Source organism: Marinobacter sp. tcs-11 (genome assembly GCF_002049515.1).
Lineage (GTDB): Bacteria > Pseudomonadota > Gammaproteobacteria > Pseudomonadales > Oleiphilaceae > Marinobacter > Marinobacter nauticus.
Genome location: NZ_LLYU01000009.1, coordinates 35846 through 56888 on the forward strand (window position 1 = coordinate 35846; position 21043 = coordinate 56888).

At 56.1% G+C, this 21043-nt stretch carries 17 protein-coding genes; 11 read left to right on the plus strand and 6 right to left on the minus strand.

Going from position 1 to position 21043, the window contains the following annotated elements; all coding sequences use genetic code 11:
- Positions 1-13 precede the first annotated feature (13 nt).
- The 4 genes from ntrC to glnA form a co-directional block, all read right to left on the minus strand.
- Complete coding sequence (gene ntrC, locus ARC85_RS11635) at positions 14-1447, minus strand: nitrogen regulation protein NR(I) (protein ID WP_286714875.1); 1434 nt, start codon at positions 1445-1447, stop codon at positions 14-16.
- A complete protein-coding gene (gene glnL, locus ARC85_RS11640; protein WP_286714876.1) occupies positions 1444-2544 on the minus strand; it encodes a nitrogen regulation protein NR(II) in 1101 nt (366 codons plus the stop codon). The genes ntrC and glnL overlap by 4 nt, the downstream gene beginning before the upstream one ends.
- Before the next feature lie 243 nt (positions 2545-2787).
- A complete protein-coding gene (locus ARC85_RS11645) occupies positions 2788-3312 on the minus strand; it encodes a DUF4124 domain-containing protein (RefSeq protein ID WP_222180728.1) in 525 nt (174 codons plus the stop codon).
- Between the two features lie 196 nt (positions 3313-3508).
- Positions 3509-4912, minus strand: a complete 1404-nt coding sequence (gene glnA, locus ARC85_RS11650) for a glutamate--ammonia ligase (RefSeq protein ID WP_011784288.1) — start codon at positions 4910-4912, stop codon at positions 3509-3511.
- Between the two features lie 393 nt (positions 4913-5305).
- On the opposite strand from glnA, the gene typA reads away from it, so the two are divergent.
- From typA to ARC85_RS11675, 5 genes are all read left to right on the plus strand, one after another.
- Complete coding sequence (gene typA, locus ARC85_RS11655; RefSeq protein WP_278350764.1) at positions 5306-7117, plus strand: translational GTPase TypA; 1812 nt, start codon at positions 5306-5308, stop codon at positions 7115-7117.
- A gap of 119 nt (positions 7118-7236) precedes the next feature.
- The gene (gene pip / locus ARC85_RS11660) at positions 7237-8199 is read left to right on the plus strand and encodes a prolyl aminopeptidase (RefSeq protein WP_278350765.1); all 963 of its coding nucleotides are present in this window, start codon (positions 7237-7239) and stop codon (positions 8197-8199) included.
- A 107-nt stretch (positions 8200-8306) separates the two neighbouring features.
- Positions 8307-8762, plus strand: a complete 456-nt coding sequence (gene dtd, locus ARC85_RS11665) for a D-aminoacyl-tRNA deacylase (protein WP_278350766.1) — start codon at positions 8307-8309, stop codon at positions 8760-8762.
- A gap of 490 nt (positions 8763-9252) precedes the next feature.
- Positions 9253-10251, plus strand: a complete 999-nt coding sequence (locus ARC85_RS11670) for a porin (RefSeq protein ID WP_286714939.1) — start codon at positions 9253-9255, stop codon at positions 10249-10251.
- A 95-nt stretch (positions 10252-10346) separates the two neighbouring features.
- Entirely contained in the window at positions 10347-11207 is an 861-nt protein-coding gene (locus ARC85_RS11675) for a CYTH domain-containing protein (RefSeq protein WP_286714877.1), read from the plus strand.
- Here ARC85_RS11675 and ARC85_RS11680 read toward each other — a convergent pair.
- Entirely contained in the window at positions 11184-12377 is a 1194-nt protein-coding gene (locus ARC85_RS11680; protein ID WP_286714878.1) for a potassium channel family protein, read from the minus strand. The genes ARC85_RS11675 and ARC85_RS11680 overlap by 24 nt on opposite strands.
- A gap of 80 nt (positions 12378-12457) precedes the next feature.
- Here ARC85_RS11680 and glnE point away from each other — a divergent pair, with 80 nt between their 5' ends.
- The 3 genes from glnE (at position 12458) to ARC85_RS11695 (ending at position 16863) form a co-directional block, all read left to right on the plus strand.
- On the plus strand, positions 12458-15358 hold the full coding sequence (gene glnE, locus ARC85_RS11685; RefSeq protein WP_286714879.1) for a bifunctional [glutamate--ammonia ligase]-adenylyl-L-tyrosine phosphorylase/[glutamate--ammonia-ligase] adenylyltransferase: 2901 nt from the start codon (positions 12458-12460) through the stop codon (positions 15356-15358).
- Between the two features lie 79 nt (positions 15359-15437).
- Positions 15438-16364, plus strand: a complete 927-nt coding sequence (locus tag ARC85_RS11690) for a branched-chain amino acid transaminase (protein ID WP_286714880.1) — start codon at positions 15438-15440, stop codon at positions 16362-16364.
- 91 nt (positions 16365-16455) lie between these two features.
- Positions 16456-16863: a DUF6165 family protein gene (locus ARC85_RS11695; protein WP_286714881.1), complete on the plus strand. Its 408-nt coding sequence runs from the start codon at positions 16456-16458 to the stop codon at positions 16861-16863.
- A 41-nt stretch (positions 16864-16904) separates the two neighbouring features.
- Here ARC85_RS11695 and ARC85_RS11700 read toward each other — a convergent pair whose 3' ends face one another.
- Entirely contained in the window at positions 16905-17939 is a 1035-nt protein-coding gene (locus tag ARC85_RS11700) for a glycosyltransferase family 9 protein (protein WP_286714882.1), read from the minus strand.
- 161 nt (positions 17940-18100) lie between these two features.
- Between ARC85_RS11700 and ARC85_RS11705 the strand changes: the two genes are divergently transcribed.
- From ARC85_RS11705 to ARC85_RS11715, 3 genes are read left to right on the plus strand one after another with little or no spacing between them, the layout of a single operon-like run.
- Complete coding sequence (locus ARC85_RS11705) at positions 18101-18817, plus strand: 3-deoxy-D-manno-octulosonic acid kinase (RefSeq protein WP_286714883.1); 717 nt, start codon at positions 18101-18103, stop codon at positions 18815-18817.
- A complete protein-coding gene (locus tag ARC85_RS11710) occupies positions 18814-19932 on the plus strand; it encodes a glycosyltransferase (RefSeq protein WP_286714885.1) in 1119 nt (372 codons plus the stop codon). The genes ARC85_RS11705 and ARC85_RS11710 overlap by 4 nt, the downstream gene beginning before the upstream one ends.
- On the plus strand, positions 19933-21012 hold the full coding sequence (locus ARC85_RS11715) for a CDP-glycerol glycerophosphotransferase family protein (protein WP_286714886.1): 1080 nt from the start codon (positions 19933-19935) through the stop codon (positions 21010-21012).
- The last annotated feature ends 31 nt before the right edge of the window (positions 21013-21043 follow it).

Sequence of the window (21043 nt, forward strand, 5' to 3'; positions counted from 1 at the left end):
TGAAGGAAGAGTCTTAATCCTCCTCCCCCTCCGGCTGATCCATTCCCAGCTCATTGATTTTCCGGGTTAGCGTATTCCGCCCCCATCCCAGCAGAATGGAGGCATCCCGGCGGCGGCCGCCGGTGTGCTTCAGCGCCGTTTCAATCATGATCTTCTCAAACTCGGGCACCGCGGTATCCAGTATGCCTTTCTTGCCGCGCTTCAGTTCCTGTTCTGCCCAGTTCCTCAGGCCTTCCTGCCAGGTCAGACCGGTGGCAGCATGCTCGTTTTCCGCTTGATGCAGAAGTTCCGGGGGCAGGTCATCAATGTGGATTTCCCGGCCGCTGGCCATGACCGTCAGCCAGCGGCAGGTGTTTTCCAGCTGGCGGACGTTACCGGGCCAGGGCAGGGTGGTGAGGTATTCCTCGGCATCCGGGCGCAGGATCTTGGGTTCTACTGCCAGCTCTTTGGCTGCTCGCTTGAGGAAGTGCTGCATCAGGCGTGGAATGTCTTCGCGGCGTTCGGCCAGCTTGGGCAGGTGCACCCGAATGACATTCAGGCGGTGGAACAGATCTTCCCGGAAGTTGCCGGCCTGTACCAGTTTTTCCAGGTCTTGATGGGTTGCGGCGATGATGCGCACATCCACTTTGATGGGGGTGGTGCCGCCCACCCGGTAGAATTCACCATCGGCCAGTACCCGCAGCAGCCGGGTCTGTGTGTCGGCGGGCATGTCGCCGATTTCATCGAGAAACAGGGTGCCGCCGTTGGCCTGTTCAAAGCGGCCCTGGCGGGCAGCCCCGGCGCCGGTGAAGGCGCCTTTTTCGTGGCCGAATAATTCGGATTCAATCAGGTCTTTCGGAATTGCCGCCATGTTCAGGGCGATGAACGGGTTTCGTGCCCTGGGGCTGTGATTGTGCAGGGCCTGGGCTACCAGCTCTTTACCGGTGCCACTTTCACCGTTGATCAGTACGGTGATGTTGGAGTGGGACAGCCGGCCAATAGCTCGGAAAACCTCCTGCATGGCCGGGGCTTCACCAATAATTTCGGTATTGCGTGGTGTGGCATCGACCTGTGGTTCACTGGCGGCGCGTTTTTCATGACTGTGCGCAACAGCCCGTTTTACCAGAGCGACGGCGTCATCCACATCAAACGGTTTGGGTAGGTATTCGAAGGCGCCGGTCTGGTAGCTGGTCACCGCGCTTTCAAGATCCGAGTGCGCGGTCATGATGATAACAGGCACATCCTGATGCAGTTCTACGATCTGGGAGAGCAGGGTGATTCCGTCCACGCCAGGCATCCGGATATCGCTGATGATGGCGTCCGGTTGCTCGTGTTCCAGCCGCATCATTATGCTGTCGCCGCTGTCGAATACGCGCGGTTGCATGCCAGCCTGGCTCAGGGCGCGCTCCAGCACCCATCGAATACTTCTGTCATCGTCGATAATCCAGACGTTTGCCGGTTGGCTCATTTGCTGTCCTCCAGAGGCAGGAAGATGATGAAATCGGTTCTTCCGGGCTCACTCTCGCACTCCACCAGCCCCCGATGCTGGCCGATAATGCTTTGGGTAATGGAAAGGCCGAGTCCGGTGCCCGAGGCCCGACCACTGATCATGGGGTAGAAGATGTTCTGCAACAGCTCGGGCGGGATGCCCGGGCCGTTGTCTATAATGTCGACCCGGCACACCAGTCGGTGACGCCGATGGCCGATGGTGAACTGCCGCAAGGCCCGGCTGCGAAAGGTAATCGTGGGTATTGCCGAACTGCTGCTTGCAGCTTCGTTCTCGAACGCGGCTTCCATGGCGTTGCGGGCAATATTCAGGAAGGCCTGGATCAGTTGCTCTTTGTCGCCGGGGAATTCCGGGATGCTCGGGTCGTAGTCGCGTCTCAGGCGCACTCGGCCTTTGCTTTCGGCTTCAATCAGGGTGCGGACCCGCTCCAGAATTTCGTGGATATTGGTGGGCGCAATCTTCAGGGCTTTGTTCGGGCCGAGCATGCGATCCACCAGGCTGCGCAGACGGTCCGCCTCGTCGATAATCACACGGGTATACTCACGCTGGTCGTCGTCTGAAAGCTCGCGGTCCAGCAGTTGCGCCGCGCCACGGATGCCGCCCAGCGGGTTCTTGATCTCGTGGGCCATGCCCCGCACCAGGATTCGCGTGGTCTCCTGTTGCGAGATGATGTCTTCTTCCCGGCTGATACGCATCAGTCGGTCTCGAGGCTGGATCTCGATCAGCAGTTCGGTCGGGTCCAGGCTGATGGGAGTCACCGAGTAATCCACCGTCAGTCTGGCACCGCTGATCAAAGCAAATTCAGCTTCCCGGCGGGTGTAGGACTGGCCGTTCTCCACTGCGGCATGCAGAGTGGTCAGGGCATCTTCGGAATCCACCAGAACCTCCTGTAAGGGGAGGCCATGGCTTCGGGTCATACTGGTTTCAAACAGGCTCTCGGCGGCGGGGTTGAGGTAACGGATAGCCAGATCATCGCCAAGTACCAGTACTGCGGTTGTCAGACTGTCCAGAATGCTCTTGTAACTGCTTCCGGATATGGTGGCTGGATGGAGTGGCATGCGTTGCTTCCGTTCTCGACTCATAGGATGTACCCCTGCGGCTGCAAAAAGCGAACCAGTTTTTTGGCATCGGGTAGCCAATGGGCAAGGATCGGGCAGAACGGGCGCGGTAGCCGGTACGCGGTGCTGTAGCTTGGTGCAGTAGTGAACGGTCTGGCGACAGGCAGCCCGGATTTTGCCCCTTGGCTGCCCAAAGTATGGTCACAACATGGTGCAATTGCACCATGGTGGTGCAGATAAGATTTAGTTGAGAACGGATGGGCGGTGAATCGTGAAGGTAATTGAATTGCCGGATTTCACGCGTACTCCGTTTTCATCGACAATATGAACGCCCGCATTGTGAGTGCCCCGGTCGATATTGCTGACGGCTACTGAGCCTGAGCTGCTTTGCCCGACCGGTTGTCCATCCAGGGTCACTTCAAATTTATGGCCCCGCTTCAGCGGTGGTGTACTTTGAACCTCGAAAGTGACGTTGCCGTTGCCGCTGTGAAAGGCCTGTTCATTGGCCGGATACTGGAATGAGACAGCCTGGTAGGCTGCGCCCTCACGTTCCACCCGCTCGCGGAGTTGTTCGGGTTCCTGAACCGCTTCCGGCTTGGGCAGGGTGATGGTGGTCACGGGCTTCACCTGGACTTCTTCACCGCCTTCCATGGGTTCGTCGGAAAAGCTGACGTTGCCATAGGCGTCAACGTGGCGGTAGACCTCGCTATGTGCTGTGGTCGAAGCCAGCATCAGCAGGCCAGCGGCGAGTACGAACGGTGCTTTCATGGCGGTAACCTGTGGTAATGAACTGCTTTGATTATCGATTGCGGGCAAGGTCATTTCAATGTTGTGGCCTGCTTCCTTGGTTACATATCGTTAAGGGCGTGGGTCTTGGTTCAGAACTGGGATTGAGGCCACAAAAAAGCCCCGCGCGGGGCGGGGCTTATGGCCTGCATAGTCTGCACCGAATTGGTGCGGAGCTTTAGCAGGAGTAGTACAGATCGAACTCGACCGGGTGAGTGGTCATGTTCAGACGCTCGACTTCGCCACGCTTCAGGTCGATGTAGCCTTTGATCATGTCTTCGGTGAACACACCGCCACGGGTCAGGAACTCGTGGTCTGCTTGCAGGCAGTCCAGGGCCTCGGACAGAGTCTCGGCAACCTTCGGAATGTTCAGGGCTTCTTCCTTCGGCAGGTCATACAGATCCTTGTCCATGGCATCGCCAGGGTGGATCTTGTTCTGGATACCGTCCAGGCCGGCCATCATCAGGGCGGCAAAGGCCAGATACGGGTTAGCGGCCGGATCCGGGAAGCGCACTTCAATACGACGAGCTTTCGGGCTGTTCACGTACGGAATACGGATGGAGGCAGAACGGTTACGGGCAGAGTAGGCCAGCATAACCGGTGCTTCATAGCCCGGAACCAGGCGCTTGTAGCTGTTGGTGGCCGGGTTGGTGAAGGCGTTGATGGCCTTGGCATGCTTGATCACACCGCCGATGTAGTACAGGGCTGCTTCGCTCAGGCCCGCGTAGCTGTCGCCGGCAAACAGGTTCTTGCCGTCTTTGCTCAGGGACATATGAACGTGCATACCGGAGCCGTTGTCACCCACAACCGGCTTGGGCATGAAGGTGGCGGTCTTGCCGTAGGCGTGAGCTACGTTGTGCACGCAGTACTTCAGGATCTGAACTTCGTCTGCCTTGCGGGTCAGGGTGTTGGCGCCAACACCGATTTCACACTGGCCAGCGGTGCCCACTTCGTGGTGGTGAACTTCAATTTCCAGGCCCATGGATTCCATGGCGGCACACATGGCGCCACGCAGGTCGTGCAGGCTGTCGACCGGCGGAACCGGGAAGTAGCCGCCTTTTACGCCCGGGCGATGGCCAATGTTGTTGCGGTCGAAGTCTTCGCCGGAAACCCACGCGGCTTCTTCAGAATGGATGTGGTAAGAAGCGCCTTGCATGTCCACGTTCCATTTGACGGAATCAAACACGAAGAACTCAGGCTCCGGGCCGAACAGAGCGCCATCAGCGATGCCGGTGGACTTCAGGTATTCTTCGGCGCGACGGGCAACAGAGCGGGGGTCGCGCTCATAACCCTGCATGGTAGAAGGCTCTACAATGTTGCAGGTGATGTTGACCGTGGTTTCTTCGGTAAACGGGTCCAGAACGGCGGTTTCGTCGTCGGGCATCAGGATCATGTCGGATTCGTTGATGCCTTTCCAGCCGGCAATGGAGGAGCCGTCGAACATCTTGCCGTCAGCGAAAAAGTCTTCGTCCGCCTCGGTGGCGGGCAGGGTCACGTGCTGCTCTTTACCACGGCTGTCGGTGAAACGCAGGTCAATCCACTTGACTTCGTGTTCTTTGATCAAATCAATCGTCTTGGACATTGTGCATGCTCCGTAAGGTTTTACATGTTCGTTGTGCCGGATCGTTCAGTGTTCTGAGGCCCGATCTTTTTTCAGGTCAGGGAAGCTTACCAGAAGCTTGCGGCCCTTACCCTCACTATGCGGCTGCTTTGGGATAAGCAATCGGCTTGCCAGTTTTTGACGGCTGCGCCAGAACGGCGCAGCGACAAGGCTTTCGGGCTAATGTGGCGCAGCTCCTTGGTCGAAGACGGCGCCTATTGCATCACCGTGGTGCACCATAGTGGTGCAAGTTCTCTAATAACGCATAATTATGGTGCAAGCCCAGATTGGTTACATATTAGGCACTAATCTTCATATTATCGCCATGGACTTTTCGATATACTGCGCGCCGCTAATTTCTGCAGGATACCCGTTGTGATTGATAAGCTTAGAAACGTCGCCATCATTGCCCACGTTGACCATGGCAAGACCACCCTGGTTGACCAGCTGCTGCGCCAGTCTGGCACGCTGGACCGGAAAGAGCTCGAAAACGAGCGCGTAATGGACTCCAACGACCAGGAAAAAGAACGTGGCATTACCATTCTGGCAAAAAACACTGCTCTAAAATGGAAAGACTACGACATCAATATCGTAGACACCCCGGGCCACGCTGACTTTGGTGGTGAAGTAGAGCGTGTAATGAGTATGGTGGACAGTGTGCTGCTGGTGGTGGATTCCATCGACGGCCCCATGCCGCAAACCCGTTTCGTGACTCAGAAAGCTTTCGCAGCGGGCCTGAACCCGATTGTGGTCGTGAACAAAATTGACCGTCCGGGTGCCCGCCCGGATTGGGTGGTGGATCAGGTGTTTGACCTGTTCGACAACCTTGGTGCCACCGATGAACAGCTCGACTTCCCGATAGTCTATGCCAGTGCGCTGAACGGCATCGCCGGCATGGATCATGAGAATCTGGACGACAACATGGACGCTGTGTTCCAGGCCATTGTTGATCATGTGCCAGCGCCTTCGGTTGATCTGGATGGCCCGTTCCAGATGCAGATCTCCCAGCTGGACTACAACAGCTTCCTGGGTGTCATCGGTATCGGCCGAATCATGCGTGGTAAGGTAAAGACCAACACCCCGGTGGTGGCTATCGGTGCCGACGGCAAGAAGCGTAACGGTCGTATCCTGAAGATCATGGGCCATTCCGGCCTGCAGCGTGTGGAAGTTGAAGAAGCCCAGGCTGGCGATATTGTGTGTGTGAGTGGCCTGGACCAGCTGTATATTTCCGATACCCTGTGTGATCCCTCTAACGTTGAAGCGCTGCCGGCGCTGACCGTAGACGAGCCCACCGTATCCATGACCTTCCAGGTGAACGATTCCCCGTTCGCCGGTAAAGAAGGCAAGTATGTAACCAGCCGTAATATCAAAGAGCGTCTGGAAAAAGAGCTGCTGCACAACGTGGCGTTGCGGGTTGAAGAAGGCGATTCTGCCGACAAGTTCAAGGTGTCCGGTCGTGGTGAGCTGCACCTGTCGGTTCTGATCGAGAACATGCGCCGCGAAAACTTCGAGCTGGCCGTAGGCCGTCCGGAGGTGGTGATCAAGGAAGTCGACGGCGAGAAGCAAGAACCGTATGAAAACGTGATCATCGACATCGAAGAGCAGCATCAGGGCCCGATTATGGAGCAGATGGGCCTGCGCAAGGGTGACATGACCAACATGATCCCGGACGGTAAGGGCCGTATCCGCCTGGAATACACCATTCCGGCCCGTGGCCTGATCGGTTTCCGGAACACCTTCCTGACCATGACCTCCGGTACCGGCATCCTGACCTCCACCTTCAGCCACTACGGCCCGGTGAAAATGGGTGACGTAACCAGCCGTCAGAACGGCGTTATCGTTTCCATGGCGACCGGTACCGCGCTGACCTACTCGCTGGAAACCCTGCAGAGCCGGGGCAAGCTGTTCCTGGACCCGGGCCAGGAAATCTACGAAGGCCAGCTGTGTGGTATCCATAGCCGCGACAACGACCTGGTGGTTAACCCCACCAAGGGCAAGAAGCTGGACAACATGCGTGCCTCTGGTAAAGACGAAGTGATCGGCCTGGTGCCGCCCATCAAGTTCACTCTTGAGCAGGCGCTGGAGTTTATCGACGACGACGAACTGGTTGAGGTAACGCCCAAGTCCATTCGTCTGCGCAAAAAGCTCCTGACCGAAAACGAGCGTAAGCGCGCTAACAAGAAGTAACTCTTCCGGGGCCAGGAAATCGTTGTGAGGCAGTAAACGCTTCCGTCTGTTTTCCTGGCCCCTGTATTTTCCTCGCCTGTCTCAGCTAGACTGCCGTTATCCCCGAAACGGAGTTTTTCATGCTGACCCTCTATCCTGAAATCGAGCCTTACGCCCGCCACCGACTGGCGGTGGATCATCCCCATGAGCTGTACCTCGAGGAATCCGGCAATCCGGACGGAATTCCGGTGATTGTCGTTCATGGCGGGCCGGGTGGCGGTTGTGAGGATTACCACCGGCGCTTTTTCGATGCTGAGCGTTTCCGGATTATTTTGCTGGATCAGAGAGGTGCCGGAAGATCGACCCCGTTGGCCGAGCTGGAGGGTAACAGCACAGACAAACTGGTTGAGGATCTTGAGGCGGTTCGGCATTTTCTCGGCATTGATCGCTGGTTGCTGTTCGGGGGAAGCTGGGGATCGACGCTAAGTCTGGTTTATGCCGAGACCCACCCTGACCGGGTTCTGGGGTTGGTGTTGCGGGGTATCTTTCTGTGTCGGCCCCGGGATATTCACTGGTTTTATCAGGACGGCGCCAGCCGGGTATTCCCGGATTACTGGCAGGATTACCTTGCCCAGATTCCGGAGGTGGAACGGAATGATATGGTGTCGGCCTACTACCGGCGCCTGACCAGTGCCAATGAGCTGGAACAGATTCAGGCCGCCAAAGCCTGGTCCATCTGGGAAGGTCGGTGCGCCACTCTGCATCCCAATCCCAAGGTGGTGGAGCATTTTGGCCATCCCCATGTGGCCATCGCGCTGGCTCGTATCGAATGCCACTATTTCATGAATCATGCATTCCTTGAGCCCGATCAGATTGTGCGTGATGCCTCGCGGCTAAAGGACATTCCGGGCGTGATTGTTCACGGCCGTTATGACATGGTTTGCCCGCTGGATAATGCCCTGGCGCTGAGCAAGGCCTGGCCGGAGGCGGAGCTTCAGATTATCCGTGATGCTGGCCACTCCGCCTCCGAGCCGGCGATTGTGGATGCCCTGATGCGGGGCGTTGAGAATGTGGTTGCCAGAAGTCTTCCCACTGCTGGCTGAGAATGCGACCTTTTATTGATCTGACGGGGTTGCGGTGGTCTTGCGGGCTCTATACACTTTTCGCGTTTCAGAAATTTAACCCTCGGTGTTAACGCTCAAGGGAATGAATGAAAGGACTGATCCAGCGCGTTTCGGAAGCCAGTGTAGCCGTGGATGGTGAAACGATTGCCCGTATTGGTCCCGGGTTGCTCTTGCTCCTAGGCGTAGAAAGGAACGATACACTGAATGAGGCAAAGGAACTGTGCCGAAAAATCCTCTCCTATCGGGTTTTCCCCGATGAGCAGGGCCGGATGAACGTGAATGTTCAGGATGCCGGTGGCTCATTACTTGTAGTCCCTCAGTTTACGCTTGCTGCTGACACGTCCTCTGGCACGCGCCCGGGTTTTTCCCTGGCGGCCGCACCGGAGCTGGCGAACCGGCTTTATGGTGACTTTGTGGCTGAAGCAAGTGGCCAGCTAGGCGTCGAGCGTGTAGGTAAGGGGAAGTTTGGTGCAGATATGAAAGTGGCACTGATCAATGATGGCCCGGTTACCTTTATGTTGGAGTCTGCCCGGAGAGGGTAGTGCACAAAAATGTGACGCAGTTGCCAACAGTGCCTCACGAAAGTGCGTGATTTGGGGTATTGTTTTGTGGCCTCAGAATGTGAAGGTCTCGGTTGGAAGGTAACCGGTTGTTTTGTGGATTTTTTTGGTTATCTGGCCCTGAATTTGTTGTGGAAACGGGAGAGGTTGTTAGTCCAGGCTGATCTAACGACAAAGGTTACGAATGCAAATGGGGCTAAAAAATGGCCATTAAAAATTTGCAAAAAATGGAACATTGTATTAAGGCAGGTTCATCACGCAGAGCTTTAATAAAGCTGTGTAAGTGGTTGAGATCTAAGGCAAGCGTGCTTGTCTTATAAAAAGAAGAAAAGCTGTTCCCACAGGAATGACAGGGGCAGTCAGATACCCGGCAGGCAGAGCCAAGCGTTGTGCCGGCCAATAAAAATCGGGATTTAGACCCGTCGAAAACCTGAGTTAACTCAAAAAGGAAGACGCAACATGAAAAAAAACGATTCTTGCTTCTGCTATTGCAGCTGCAACCTTCTCTGGCGCTGCGCTGGCAGAGCCTACTCTGTCTGCTTCCGAGCTGGCGGCGAAGATGGATTCCATGCCGACTGTTTACGGTAACATTCAGTACGTCGTTAAACACACCAACGTAGATGGTGGTGGTTCTGCAGTTGAGCATGCAGACAACGGTTCTACTCTGGGTGTTAAGCACGATCACGAGATTGCACCTGGCATCACCGGCTTCTTCAAGCTTGAGCTTGAAGGTATCAACGCTGACGATAAAGGCAGCAGCAGTGGTATTGACAATCTGGACGAGGCGTACGTCGGTGTTAAAGGCGACAGCTTTGGCCAGGTTTGGGTTGGTTCCGACGATTCAGTATACGAGAGCGCCATCGTAAAGATTGGCAACTTCCATGAAGTTGGTTCTGACATCTTCGGCAACTACTCCACAGGTGAAGGTGATCTGGTTCAGTATATGTCCCCGTCCTTCGGTGGTTTGACTTTGGCTGCTGCTGTACAGGTTAATGGTGACAATGATACCAAGGGCGGCAACGACAAGTCTTATCCTTACCAGTTGGTTGCAACTTACTCGGTCGATGCGCTTGAAATCTCCGCAGGTGTTGATTCAAATGACGGTGGTAGTGCGTCCGACAACAACGAAAACAGTTATGGCTTGAACGTTACTTACAATGCTGGTGACTTTAGCCTGATTGGCGAGTATCAGGCCCGTAAAGACGTCAATGACATCATTGGTGTGATGGGCGTCTACACCATGGGCAAGAATCAGTTCGCCCTTTCCTACCAGATGCTTGATGACGATGCTTCTGGTGACAAGAACGACACCATCATTCTCCAGGCTTTGCACAACCTGTCTCACCACATGTATGTATACTTCGAAGGCTATCTGAGCAACGCTGACGAAGAGATCTACAGCGTTGAGAACGAGCCGGGCACTGGCGACGAGCAGTCCATCGCCGCTATCGGTGCTGTTTACTACTTCTGATCAGCTAACAAGCTAATCTAGTAGTTGTAAAAGCCGGTGACTCTGTCACCGGCTTTTCTGTTTTGGCAGGAAAAGAAATCATCAGGAGCGCTCCAGTGGCCACGGAACTTGAAGTAAAGCTGACCCTATCGGAATCCGCACAGTCCCGGGCCTTCGAGTGGCTCAAAGGTCAACCGGGTGCAAGCGAAGGTCCGGTTAAAATACTGGTCAATCGCTACTACGACACCCCGAATGCCGGGTTAAACCAGGCCCGTGCTGCGTTGCGAGTCCGTCAGGCCGGTGATCGCTATATCCAGACCTTGAAAACCCAGGGTGAGTTCGTAAACGGAGCCCATCGCCGCCAGGAGTGGGAGTGGGATCTGCCGGGGCCGGATCTGGATCTTGGGCTTTTAGAGCAGACTCCGTTGAGGTCTCAGGTCGACCTTGACGAATTGGCGTTGGCATTTGAAACCAACTTCCAGCGGCGCATTATCATGCTGGAACAAGCGGAGTCTGTAATTGAGGTCGCTCTGGACTCAGGCGAAGTGGTGGGTGGAAAGCGGGCAAGGCCTCTTCATGAGGTGGAATTTGAGCTGAAAGCGGGAGAGCCTGCAGCGCTGCTTGAAAACGCCCGTGCTCTTGCGCAAACGGTTCCGGTTTTTCTTAACCTGGTAAGCAAAGCCGAGCAAGGTTATTACCTTGCCGGAATCTACTGCCCGTCTCTGGTGCTGCCTGCTTCCGGGTTCAGCTCGGTATCTTTTCTGCATTATCTGAGTCAGGCCTGGTTAACCGGTGATACGGTGTGTCTGCCCGCAAGTGCGCTTGCGGAGATTGAGCAGCAGGCGAAAGCGGCGGGGCTACTGCCGGTGTGGAGGCCGGTAGCCAGGGCACTGGAAGACGGTACTGCCGTGGCGAGCCTGGTTGAGCAGTTTCCTGAGTTCGGCCAGTTGCAATTAGCGCTCGCTGCCGCCGGCTGAAGGGTTTTCTTCAGGCTTCTCAGTGGCGGCTTTCTGGTTTTGCTCATGCATGGCGCGCCACTGCTTGAGAAACTCCCGATACCGGTCAAGCGCTTCCTCTACCACTGACACCTCCGGCGTCTCGCTGGAGCGCACCAGAACAATCAGCCCCTTGCCCTCAACTTCGGCGTTGGTATCCGGGTGGCAGATTACCTCGTTGTCGTGATCAATGTAGGCCAGGGCGGTTCCTATTCCGTGGCGAACCAGAGCGCTGACAATATCCGCCCAGGTAAGGTCGTCGAGCTTGAGATCATAACGATGGGGATGGTCCCGCTCGTAGTTGAACATGTCTTCCAGAACTTTTTCGGAGCCCGGAGCCACTACCGCCCGAACCATGATTTCAGGGTAGGTGCGTACGGGACGAATGGTGGTGCGAATGCCCAGTGCTTTAAACCGGGCGCGGTTATGGTCGCCGACACATTCAACGGTGGTTCTCCCGCCCAGATTGGATTCGGCCAGCCGGTGGGCAATATCGAAGGTCAGGCTGTCGGACATCGGGTCCGACTCATCCGCTGCCAGCACGATGATGTGCTTGGCGCTGCCAGCATGCACGGACTTCAGCGCTTCCGGGTCGTTCCCTGCGCCGTGAAAATGAACGACGCCGCAGTCGGACAGTTCTGCTGGCAGCCCTCCCGGAAATTGCCGCGTAAGCAGCATAATCGGCACTGTGTGGTACTCAGGGACCGAGCGAATCTGCGAGGCGAATCGCATGAAGTACTGCTCGCCGCCGCTTCGAGGTGTGTTGATGATGACAATGTGGTCTTTCATTTTGTAAATCCAGCGTCCAGTCAGTATGCGTTCTCTGCGGTAGAAACGGTATTCGATGTAATCACTGACGATCAGGGTCAGTAGCGTAATGGCGGAGATAAACATCAGCAGGATGGTGCTGATGCGGCCAACGGGCGTTACCGGCGAGTAGTCACCATAGCCAACGGTAACCAGTGTCGTCATGGTGAGCCACACGGCTTCGAAGAATGAGAGCGGTTCTGCTGCCCAGAGGATCAGCGTATGCGTGACAACGAGTCCGCCGAGGATAGTAAAGAGTCGGTTTATCCGGCTTCGGATGAGCCCGCCCATAGGGAGGTGAGATTGGGTGTGCTCCGGGTTCAGAGGGCGTCTATTTCGCATCATGGAGAGCGGGTGCCTGTTCAGTCCTTGGCGAGTTCGTTATACAGTACCTGAAATATATCAGAGAGACAGAGGGTTGCGTTATGTCTGAGCCATGGGCTTCACTGCCGGGAGTGCTCAAGGAGGAGATTTCCGGATGCTGGCCATCGGTATTCCCGGAGGGGCTGCCGGGCTGGCTGGCCGGTGACCATGTCTCCGAGGCCGATGTGGCAGAGGCTGTTTCCCGGAGCCTGTTTCTCCGGCAAACCCTTGAACGACATCCGGAGCAGATTCGGCCCGCCGTTGCTGCCCGGCCTTTGACTGAACCAACCACAGAGGCCTGGCTGGCTGATCGCTGGCGGGATTACCTCCAGAACGTTGACTCTGAGCCGGCCTTGCATGCAGCACTTCGTCAGTACCGGCGGGAAGTGCAGTTCAGGATTATCTGGCGGGATCTGATGAAGTGGGCAGATTTGCATGAAACCATGGCCGCTACCAGTGCCTTTGCGGATACCGCCATTGATGGTGCCTTGAATTGGCTCTACGAGCGAGCCTGTGAAGACTTCGGTACTCCAATGGGCGATGATCCGGTAACAGGGCAAGAGGCACCCCAGAAAATGGTGGTGCTTGGAATGGGCAAGCTCGGCGGCCGGGAGCTGAACGTTTCCTCCGATATTGATCTGATTTTTGTCTTTCCCTCAAAAGGCGAAACCCAGGGCGGCCGGCGTGCCCTGGATAACCAGCAGTTCTTTATCCGGCTTGGCCAGCGGCTGATTCAGGCGCTGGACCAGATTACTGCCGATGGTTTTGTTTTCCGGGTGGATATGCGCTTGAGGCCATACGGCCAGAGCGGCGCGCTTGCCCTGAGTTTTGCCGCCCTGGAAACCTATTACCAGGATCAGGGGCGTGACTGGGAGCGTTATGCCATGGTCAAGGCCCGCGTCGTGGCGGGCGATCAGCGCGCCGGTGAGGTGCTGATGGCTAGCCTCAAACCCTTCGTTTACCGCAAATATATTGATTTCAGCGCCTTTGAATCGCTTCGCAGCATGAAAGAAATGATCAGCCGGGAAGTCCGCCGGAAGGGGCTGGAGAATAATATCAAGCTCGGTAGTGGCGGCATTCGGGAAATTGAGTTTGTGGTGCAGGCGTTCCAGTTAATCCGCGGCGGGCGAGACCGGGAGCTACAACAGCGTGAGTTGCTACAGATCTTGAAAGAGCTCCAAGAGCTGGAGTTGCTTCCGTCCCGGGTAGTCAGCGAGCTGCGAGACGCCTATGTGTTCCTGCGCAATCTTGAGCATGCCCTGCAGGGTATGGAAGACAAGCAGACCCAGATTCTGCCTGAGGATGCGCTTTCCTGCGCTCGGGTTGCGAGGATTATGGGGTTCGATAGCTGGGAAGACTGCCTGTCTGCGCTGAATGAACACCGAAGCCGGGTGGCTCGTCATTTTGCGGATATCATTGCCACGGAAGATCAGGATGATGCCGATGAGGGGGGTGTAGATGATGGCTGCTACGAGCTGTGGCTGGCGGAAATGGATGAAGCCACTGCCCTGGGCTGGCTGGAGCAAAGCGGGTTTGAGGATCCGGATGGCAGCTATAAGCGCCTGACCAGCCTGCGCGACAGCCGCACCGTGCAGACCCTGCAGACTCAGGGGCGCAAAAGACTGAACCAGTTTGTGCCGCTCCTGATTAGCGCCCTGATGGATGTGGAGAATCCATCGCAAACGCTGGGCCGTGTGCTGCAACTGGTTGAAGCCATTCTGCGCAGAACCGCCTATATGGTTCTGTTGATGGAAAATCCAGGAGCCATGACGCAGTTGGTGCGGCTGTGCAGTGAAAGCCCCTGGATTGCACGCCTGCTGGCGGATACGCCCTTGCTCCTGGACGAACTTTTGAATGCGGAGAGCCTATACAGTCCGCCGGCCAAGGAAGAGTTGCAGGATGATTTGCGTCAGCAAATGCTGCGGATTCCGTATGAAGATCTGGAAGAGCAGATGGAGGCGTTGCGTTACTTCAAGAAGGCCCATGTGTTGAGGGTGGCGGCCTCAGAGTTAAAGGGCACGCTGCCGCTGATGAAAGTGAGTGATTACCTGACCTGGATTGCCGAGGTGGTGCTGGATCATGTGGTGGATGTGGCGTTCTCGAATCTGGTCAGCCGGCACGGTTACCCGCGGCGCGCCGATGGCTCCGCCTGTGATACCGATTTCGCCATCATCGGTTACGGCAAGCTCGGCGGTATCGAGCTGGGCTACACCTCAGATCTGGATCTGGTGTTTGTGCACCAGGCTGATCCTCAACTGGCCACCGATGGCGACAAGCCTATTGATAACGCCGTGTTCTATACCCGGCTCGGCCAGCGAATCGTGCACATTCTCAGTACCCAGACACCCTCCGGGCAGCTCTACGAAGTGGATATGCGATTGCGCCCCTCGGGTAACTCCGGCTTGCTGGTGAGTACCTTGCAGGCGTTTGAGAAATACCAGAAGGAGGATGCTTGGACCTGGGAGCATCAGGCGCTGGCCCGCGCCAGGGGAGTGGCAGGCTGCGACGATACGCTCAAAGCGTTCGAGGATATTCGCCACCAGATACTGTGCCGACAACGGGACAAGGCGTCGCTTCGGCAGGAGGTGGTCGATATGCGTGAGAAAATGCGCAGCAACCTCGGGACACCCGCAGCCCGGCAGAATGACGTTTTCCACATCAAGCATGACAACGGTGGCATCGTAGATGTCGAGTTCATGGTGCAGTACCTGATGCTGGCTTGGTGCCCGGAACACCCGGAGCTGACCCAGTGGAGTGATAACATCCGCCAACTGGAAGAATTAGGCCGCGCAGGCGTTTTGCCAGTAGAAGACACTGAGCGGCTGCGGGAGGTGTTCATCACACTGCGTTCCACCATCCACCGCAGAGCTTTGCAGAATCTCAACAGCCAGGTCGAGGGCGGAGCCTTCACAGAAGAGCGTGACTACATCCAAAGTATGTGGAAAAAAGTCATGGTTGAGTAGCAAGCTAAATTTATTTCAGGCGGCGTTTGCTGCTAGAATGCCAGTTCCCCGAAAACCGCTTACTCAGGAGCAGAACAGAATGTCGATGGCTGATCGCGATGGCCTTATCTGGCTGGATGGTGAAATGGTTCCCTGGCGGGAAGCCAAAACCCACGTCCTCACCCACACCCTGCACTATGGCCTGGGTTGCTTTGAAGGTGTGCGTGCCTACAACACCGCGAATGGCCCGGCGATTTTCCGCCTGAAAGAACATACCGATCGGCTGTTCCGTTCAGCGCACATCCTGAACATGAAGATGCCGTTCTCAAAGGACGAGATCAATGAGGCCCAACGAGCAGCGGTGCGGGAAAACAATCTCGATGAGGCCTATCTGCGCCCGATGGCATTTCTGGGCTCTGAGGGCATGGGTCTGCGTGCCGATAACCTGAAGGTGCATGTGATGGTTGCCGCCTGGAGCTGGCCGTCTTACATGTCTCCGGAAGCGAAGGAGCTGGGCATCAAGGTGCGTACCTCGTCCTACACTCGCCACCATGTAAACATCACCATGTGCAAGGCGAAGGCCAATGGTAACTACATCAATTCCATGCTGGCCCTGAATGAAGCCATCTCTGGTGGTGCCGAGGAAGCGCTGCTGCTGGATAACGAAGGCTACGTGGCGGAAGGTTCCGGTGAGAACATCTTCATCGTGCGTGATGGTGTGTTGCACACCCCCGAGCTGACTTCCTGCCTGGAAGGTATCACCCGGGCCACTATCATTGACTTTGCCCGAGACCTTGGTCTGCAGGTCAAAGAGCGCCGCATTACCCGCGATGAGGTGTACGTCGCTGAGGAAGCCTTCTTCACTGGCACGGCAGCTGAAGTGCTGCCTATCCGCGAACTGGATGGCCGCCAGATTGGCGAAGGTAAGCGCGGGCCGATTACCGAGAAGCTGCAGAGTATGTATTTTGATGCGGTGAAGGGTAAGCTGGACAAGCACGCGGAGTGGTTGAGCCACGTAAAAAGCTGATCCAGCCAGTATCGATATGAAGTGGCCGCCGGCGCTGAACAGGCCCCGGCGGCCTTGTTATTTGGAATCCACGAGCAAGCAGGACGAGACAATGGCAGACGTAATCAAGGTTCCCGTTTCCTTTGGTGAGGTGCTGGACAAGATCACCATCCTCGAAATCAAATCCGAGCGCATTAAGGACGAAGAAAAGGTCAGGAATGTCCGCCTTGAACTGGAAGAGCTCAGCAAGACCTGGGATGAAGCCGTGGCCGACAAAGCCGATGATATCGCCGATCTGCGTAAGCAGCTCAAAGCGGTTAACGAGGAGCTTTGGGTGATTGAGGACGACATCCGTGACCAGGAAGCGGAGCAGGACTTTGGTCCCCGCTTTATTGAGCTGGCACGCGCTGTTTATGTCACGAATGACAAGCGTGCGGCCATTAAAAAAGCAGTGAACCTGGCTCTGGGGTCACGTTTTGTGGAAGAGAAGTCTTATCAGGACTACACCGCACGGAAATAATCCTGTTTCCGTATGCATCCGCCCCTGAGGGGCGGGTGCGGCTACCCTGAATGCTTCGCGACCCATTGGTCGAGCATCGCCGTTACATCGTCCACCGATACCAGTTCCATCGCCCCTTCAAATTCTGCCTTGGCGCCCCAGCGGGCCTCTTCAACGGTTTTTCCCGTGAATTGCTTCAGGGCTTCCGGATAGCGGTTTACACACCATTTCAGCGAACTGTATGGCCCTGAGCGGTTAGGATTGCTGGCAGCGAATAGTCCGAGTACATCAGTTCCGACGGCGCTGGCAATGTGCGCCGGGCCCGTGTCGGGGGCCACAACCAGCTCGGCATGGCTCATCAGAGCAGTCAGCTGTTTCAGGGTGTCCTGGCCACAGATGTTGTGAACCGGGTGTTTCATGGCGCTTTCGATAGCCTCGCAGTATTCTTTCTCGAACGGTGCGGGGCTGCCCACCAGAATGACCTTCATGCCATGAGTTTCAATGGCGTAATCGGCCAGTTGAGCATAGCGTTCAGCGGGCCAGTTGCGCAGTGTATGGCTGGCGCAGGGGCTGATGACCAGGTTCTTCCTGTCCTTGGCCAGATGGCCATGAGCAAATTCGTGATCAGCGTCCGACAGCGGAATCTTCCAGCGGGGAGGCGCGGACTTGAGCCCCAGTGGTTCCAGAAAGCTCGCCAGGCAGTCCCTGACATGCTGATGCGGTGCGGGGGCGATGCGCCGATTGATAAACAGGCTGTGGAGGTCTTTGCTCCGGGCCTTATCGTAGCCGATTTTGAGTTTCGCCGGGATGCAGGCCGCCGCCAGGTTTGCTCGGAAAGCGACCTGCATGTGTAACAGAGCGTCGAATTTTCGGCCTTTCATTTTCTGGCGAAGCTCTGCGTAGCCTGCTCGGCCGGCCTTCTTGTCAAAAATGATGAACTCGACACCGGGCAGGTCGCCAATCAGCTTGGCTTCGATCTTGCCGATAACCCAGGTGATCTTTACCCCGGGAAGCTGCTCCTGAAGGCTCAGCACAACAGGTATCACGTGGGTCACGTCACCGATGGCTGACAGGCGCAGGATGCAGATGGAGTTCATTAGATTTTGATCCGGTTCAGGTTGTGGCCTGGGGCTGTGGAGCTTTGTCGGCAATCATTGGTAAACTGGCCGCCATTCTAACGTAATCGCGCCTCTTCGTCCTGGCGTGAGCGGGTAAGACGTGTTTTCTTTCTTTCAGTTTCGGTAGCCGGGGACCCAGCATGGTGGAGTCTGAAATCTGTATTCGGGAAAGGGCTTCGGCAATGCTGATCCATCCGGACTACGAAGGCAGGGTTACCGAAGACTGGTTCGATGCCGCCTCATGGGGTGATCAGGCCAGGCCGGTGAGCAGCGGTGGCCGCGGCGGTGCCTGGTTTTTGCAGGCTGGAGATGACAGGTTAGTGCTTCGGGAATATCGCCGTGGTGGGTTAATGGCGAAATTTGCACAATACGCCTATGCCTTCACGCGCGAGGCAGATGTGCGATCCTTTGCCGAATTCCGCTTGCTGAACACTCTGGTCAGCCAGGGGCTGCCCGTTCCCCGTCCGGTTGCAGCCTGGTACCGGAAACTGTCGCCAATTCAGTATCGGGCCTCCATCATCATTGAACGGTTGGAGAACACCACGCCCCTGGCTGACCTTATCTCTGAGTTGGATAATGAGGCCTGGAAGTCCATTGGAGAAACCATTCGTCGATTTCACGACGCCGGCGTCATGCATGCGGATCTGAACAGCTTCAATGTACTGGTACGGGGCAACGAATACTTTCTGATTGATTTCGACAAGAGCAGGTTGATGACTGGTAGTGCTCCGGCGCGCTGGAAAGAGGCTAATCTGGATCGTTTTGCTCGGTCGCTGGTAAAGGTCGCCGGAGAAAACGCCCGGGCGAAGATTTGGAGTTATTTCATGAACGGATATAACAGGGGAATGGCCACTTGACCAATCCACGACAGGGCGGATCGTTTCCGTCAATACTATGCCTTACGGATGCCTGCGATCGTCCGGAAACTGAACTCTTTATCGGGCTCAGAAAGGCCGGATTTGACCTCGACGTTATGTGTAACCCCAAGGGCAGGAATTATCAGCGTCTTGTCGACGAGGGTATGGTCGCCAGTCCCATGGCCTTGAAGAACCGCTTCGACAAAGAAGGGACTGAGGCCATCCGCCAACAGTTGGCGAAGAAGAAATATGACGTCATTCACGCTTATAACCCCCGAGCCCTGGCCTGCGGCCTGCGGGCTTCCCGGGGCACAGATACCAAGGTAGTCGCCTATCGTGGCGTGATCGGTAACATCAGCTACCTCAATCCGGAGTCTTGGATTACGTTCCTGCACCCACGCGTCAGCAAAATTGTCTGTGTCGCCGATGCCATCAAGGATTACCTGGCGAGCCTTCGGTTCCTGTGGATGCATATCCCTGAAAGAAAGCTTCAAAGAATCTACAAGGGGCATGATCTGGACTGGTATCAAGCGCCCAAGGCGGATCTGACCCAGTTTGGCGTTCCGGAGGACGCCTTCGTGGTTTGCTGCACCGGGCGTAATAGCCCTCGAAAAGGCTTCGACGACCTCATAGTGGCTATGGATAAGCTGCCAGAGGATGTGAATGCGCATTTGTTGCTGGTCGGGGATGTCATTAAGAATGCTGAGATTCAATCGCTAGCTGCCGCCGCGTCTCATCCAGAACGGATCCATTTTACGGGATTCCGTACCGACGCGCCGGCCATTGCCGCAGCTAGCGATGTGTTTGTGCTTCCTTCCAAGGAAAGGGAAGGGCTGCCTCGAGCAGTTATCGAGGCTATGGTCTACGGTGTGGCGCCGGTAGTAACCAAGGTCGGCGGCATGCCCGAACTGGTGGAAGATGGAGTCAGCGGTATTGTGGTTCCACCGAAAAATGCCACAGAGCTGTCAGCAGCGATCGAGCGGCTATATCGCGACAGAGAGCTGGCGGCCTCGCTTGGTCAGGCCGCGCGGCAAAGGATCGCCCGGGATTTTCACACCTCACAAACCGTCAGGGAGACGGGTGAGCTATACAAAACACTCACGGGCAGGGCTTGAATGCGGCGGTATCTGTTTTTTGTCAATCAACCCTATTCCTATTCGATTCTGCGACCTCTGCAGGAAGAGATACTGCGTCGGGGTGACGAATCGGCCTGGTTTGTCGCGGGTTGCTCAACGGCGCCGCTTCGGTCCGATGAGCGCCGTCTTGGCAGCGTAAAAGAGGTTATGGAATACAACGCCGATGCTACCTTTGTCCCCGGGGACTGGGTGCCCTATTTCTTCCCGGGAATCAAGGTCGAGGTATTCCATGGCATGGCTCGCAACAAGCGGGGCCACAGCAGCGAGGACGAAAGTGACCATTATCGCATTCGCGGATGGTTTGATCTCTACTGCACCCATGCCATGAAAGACACGGAAAAGTTCCGTGAGCTGGCGGCCCAATACCAGCATTTCGGGGTTGCCCATACCGGCTGGCCAAAGCTGGATCCTCTTCTATCGCAGCCTGGTGAGGGGAAGAGAAAACGCTCGGAAAATGAGCTGCCCGTCGTATTTTACGCCTCCACGTTCAGTCGCTCCGTTACGTCCGCTCCGGATCTGGTGGAGAAAATCGGCGAACTGTCCCGGAATGGTCGCTGGAAATTTATTGTTACCCTGCACCCAAAGATGGATCCCGCGGTAGTCGATCAGTATCGCAGGCTGAGCGGCGATAACCTCCGTTTTGTCGAAAGCGATGAGGATCTGCTCCCCCTGCTTCCGCAGGCAGATGTGATGCTGTGCGATACTTCGTCCATCATGTTTGAATTCATGTTCCTGGATCGCCCGGTGGTTACCTTCCGGACGAAAATGCCGGGTCCCTATCTTATCGACGTCCACGAAGTTGAGGACGTTGAGTCAGCCCTCGCAGAGGCCGTGCAGTATCCCGACACCCTGATGCAAGAAACACGAGCCCTTTGCGACCAGTTGCACAGCTTCAGGGATGGTCGCTCCAGCGGACGGGTACTGGATGCGGTTGAGGATTTCCTGATCAACAAGCGAGGCGAACTGAAACGCAAGCCGATGAATCTGCTGCGCAAACTGAAAGTCAGGCGCCGTTTGCGCAAGGAACTTGCACGCATGGCACCGGAAAGCTCAGGATAGATTCTTCGAAGGTCCAAACCGGGAAACGAAT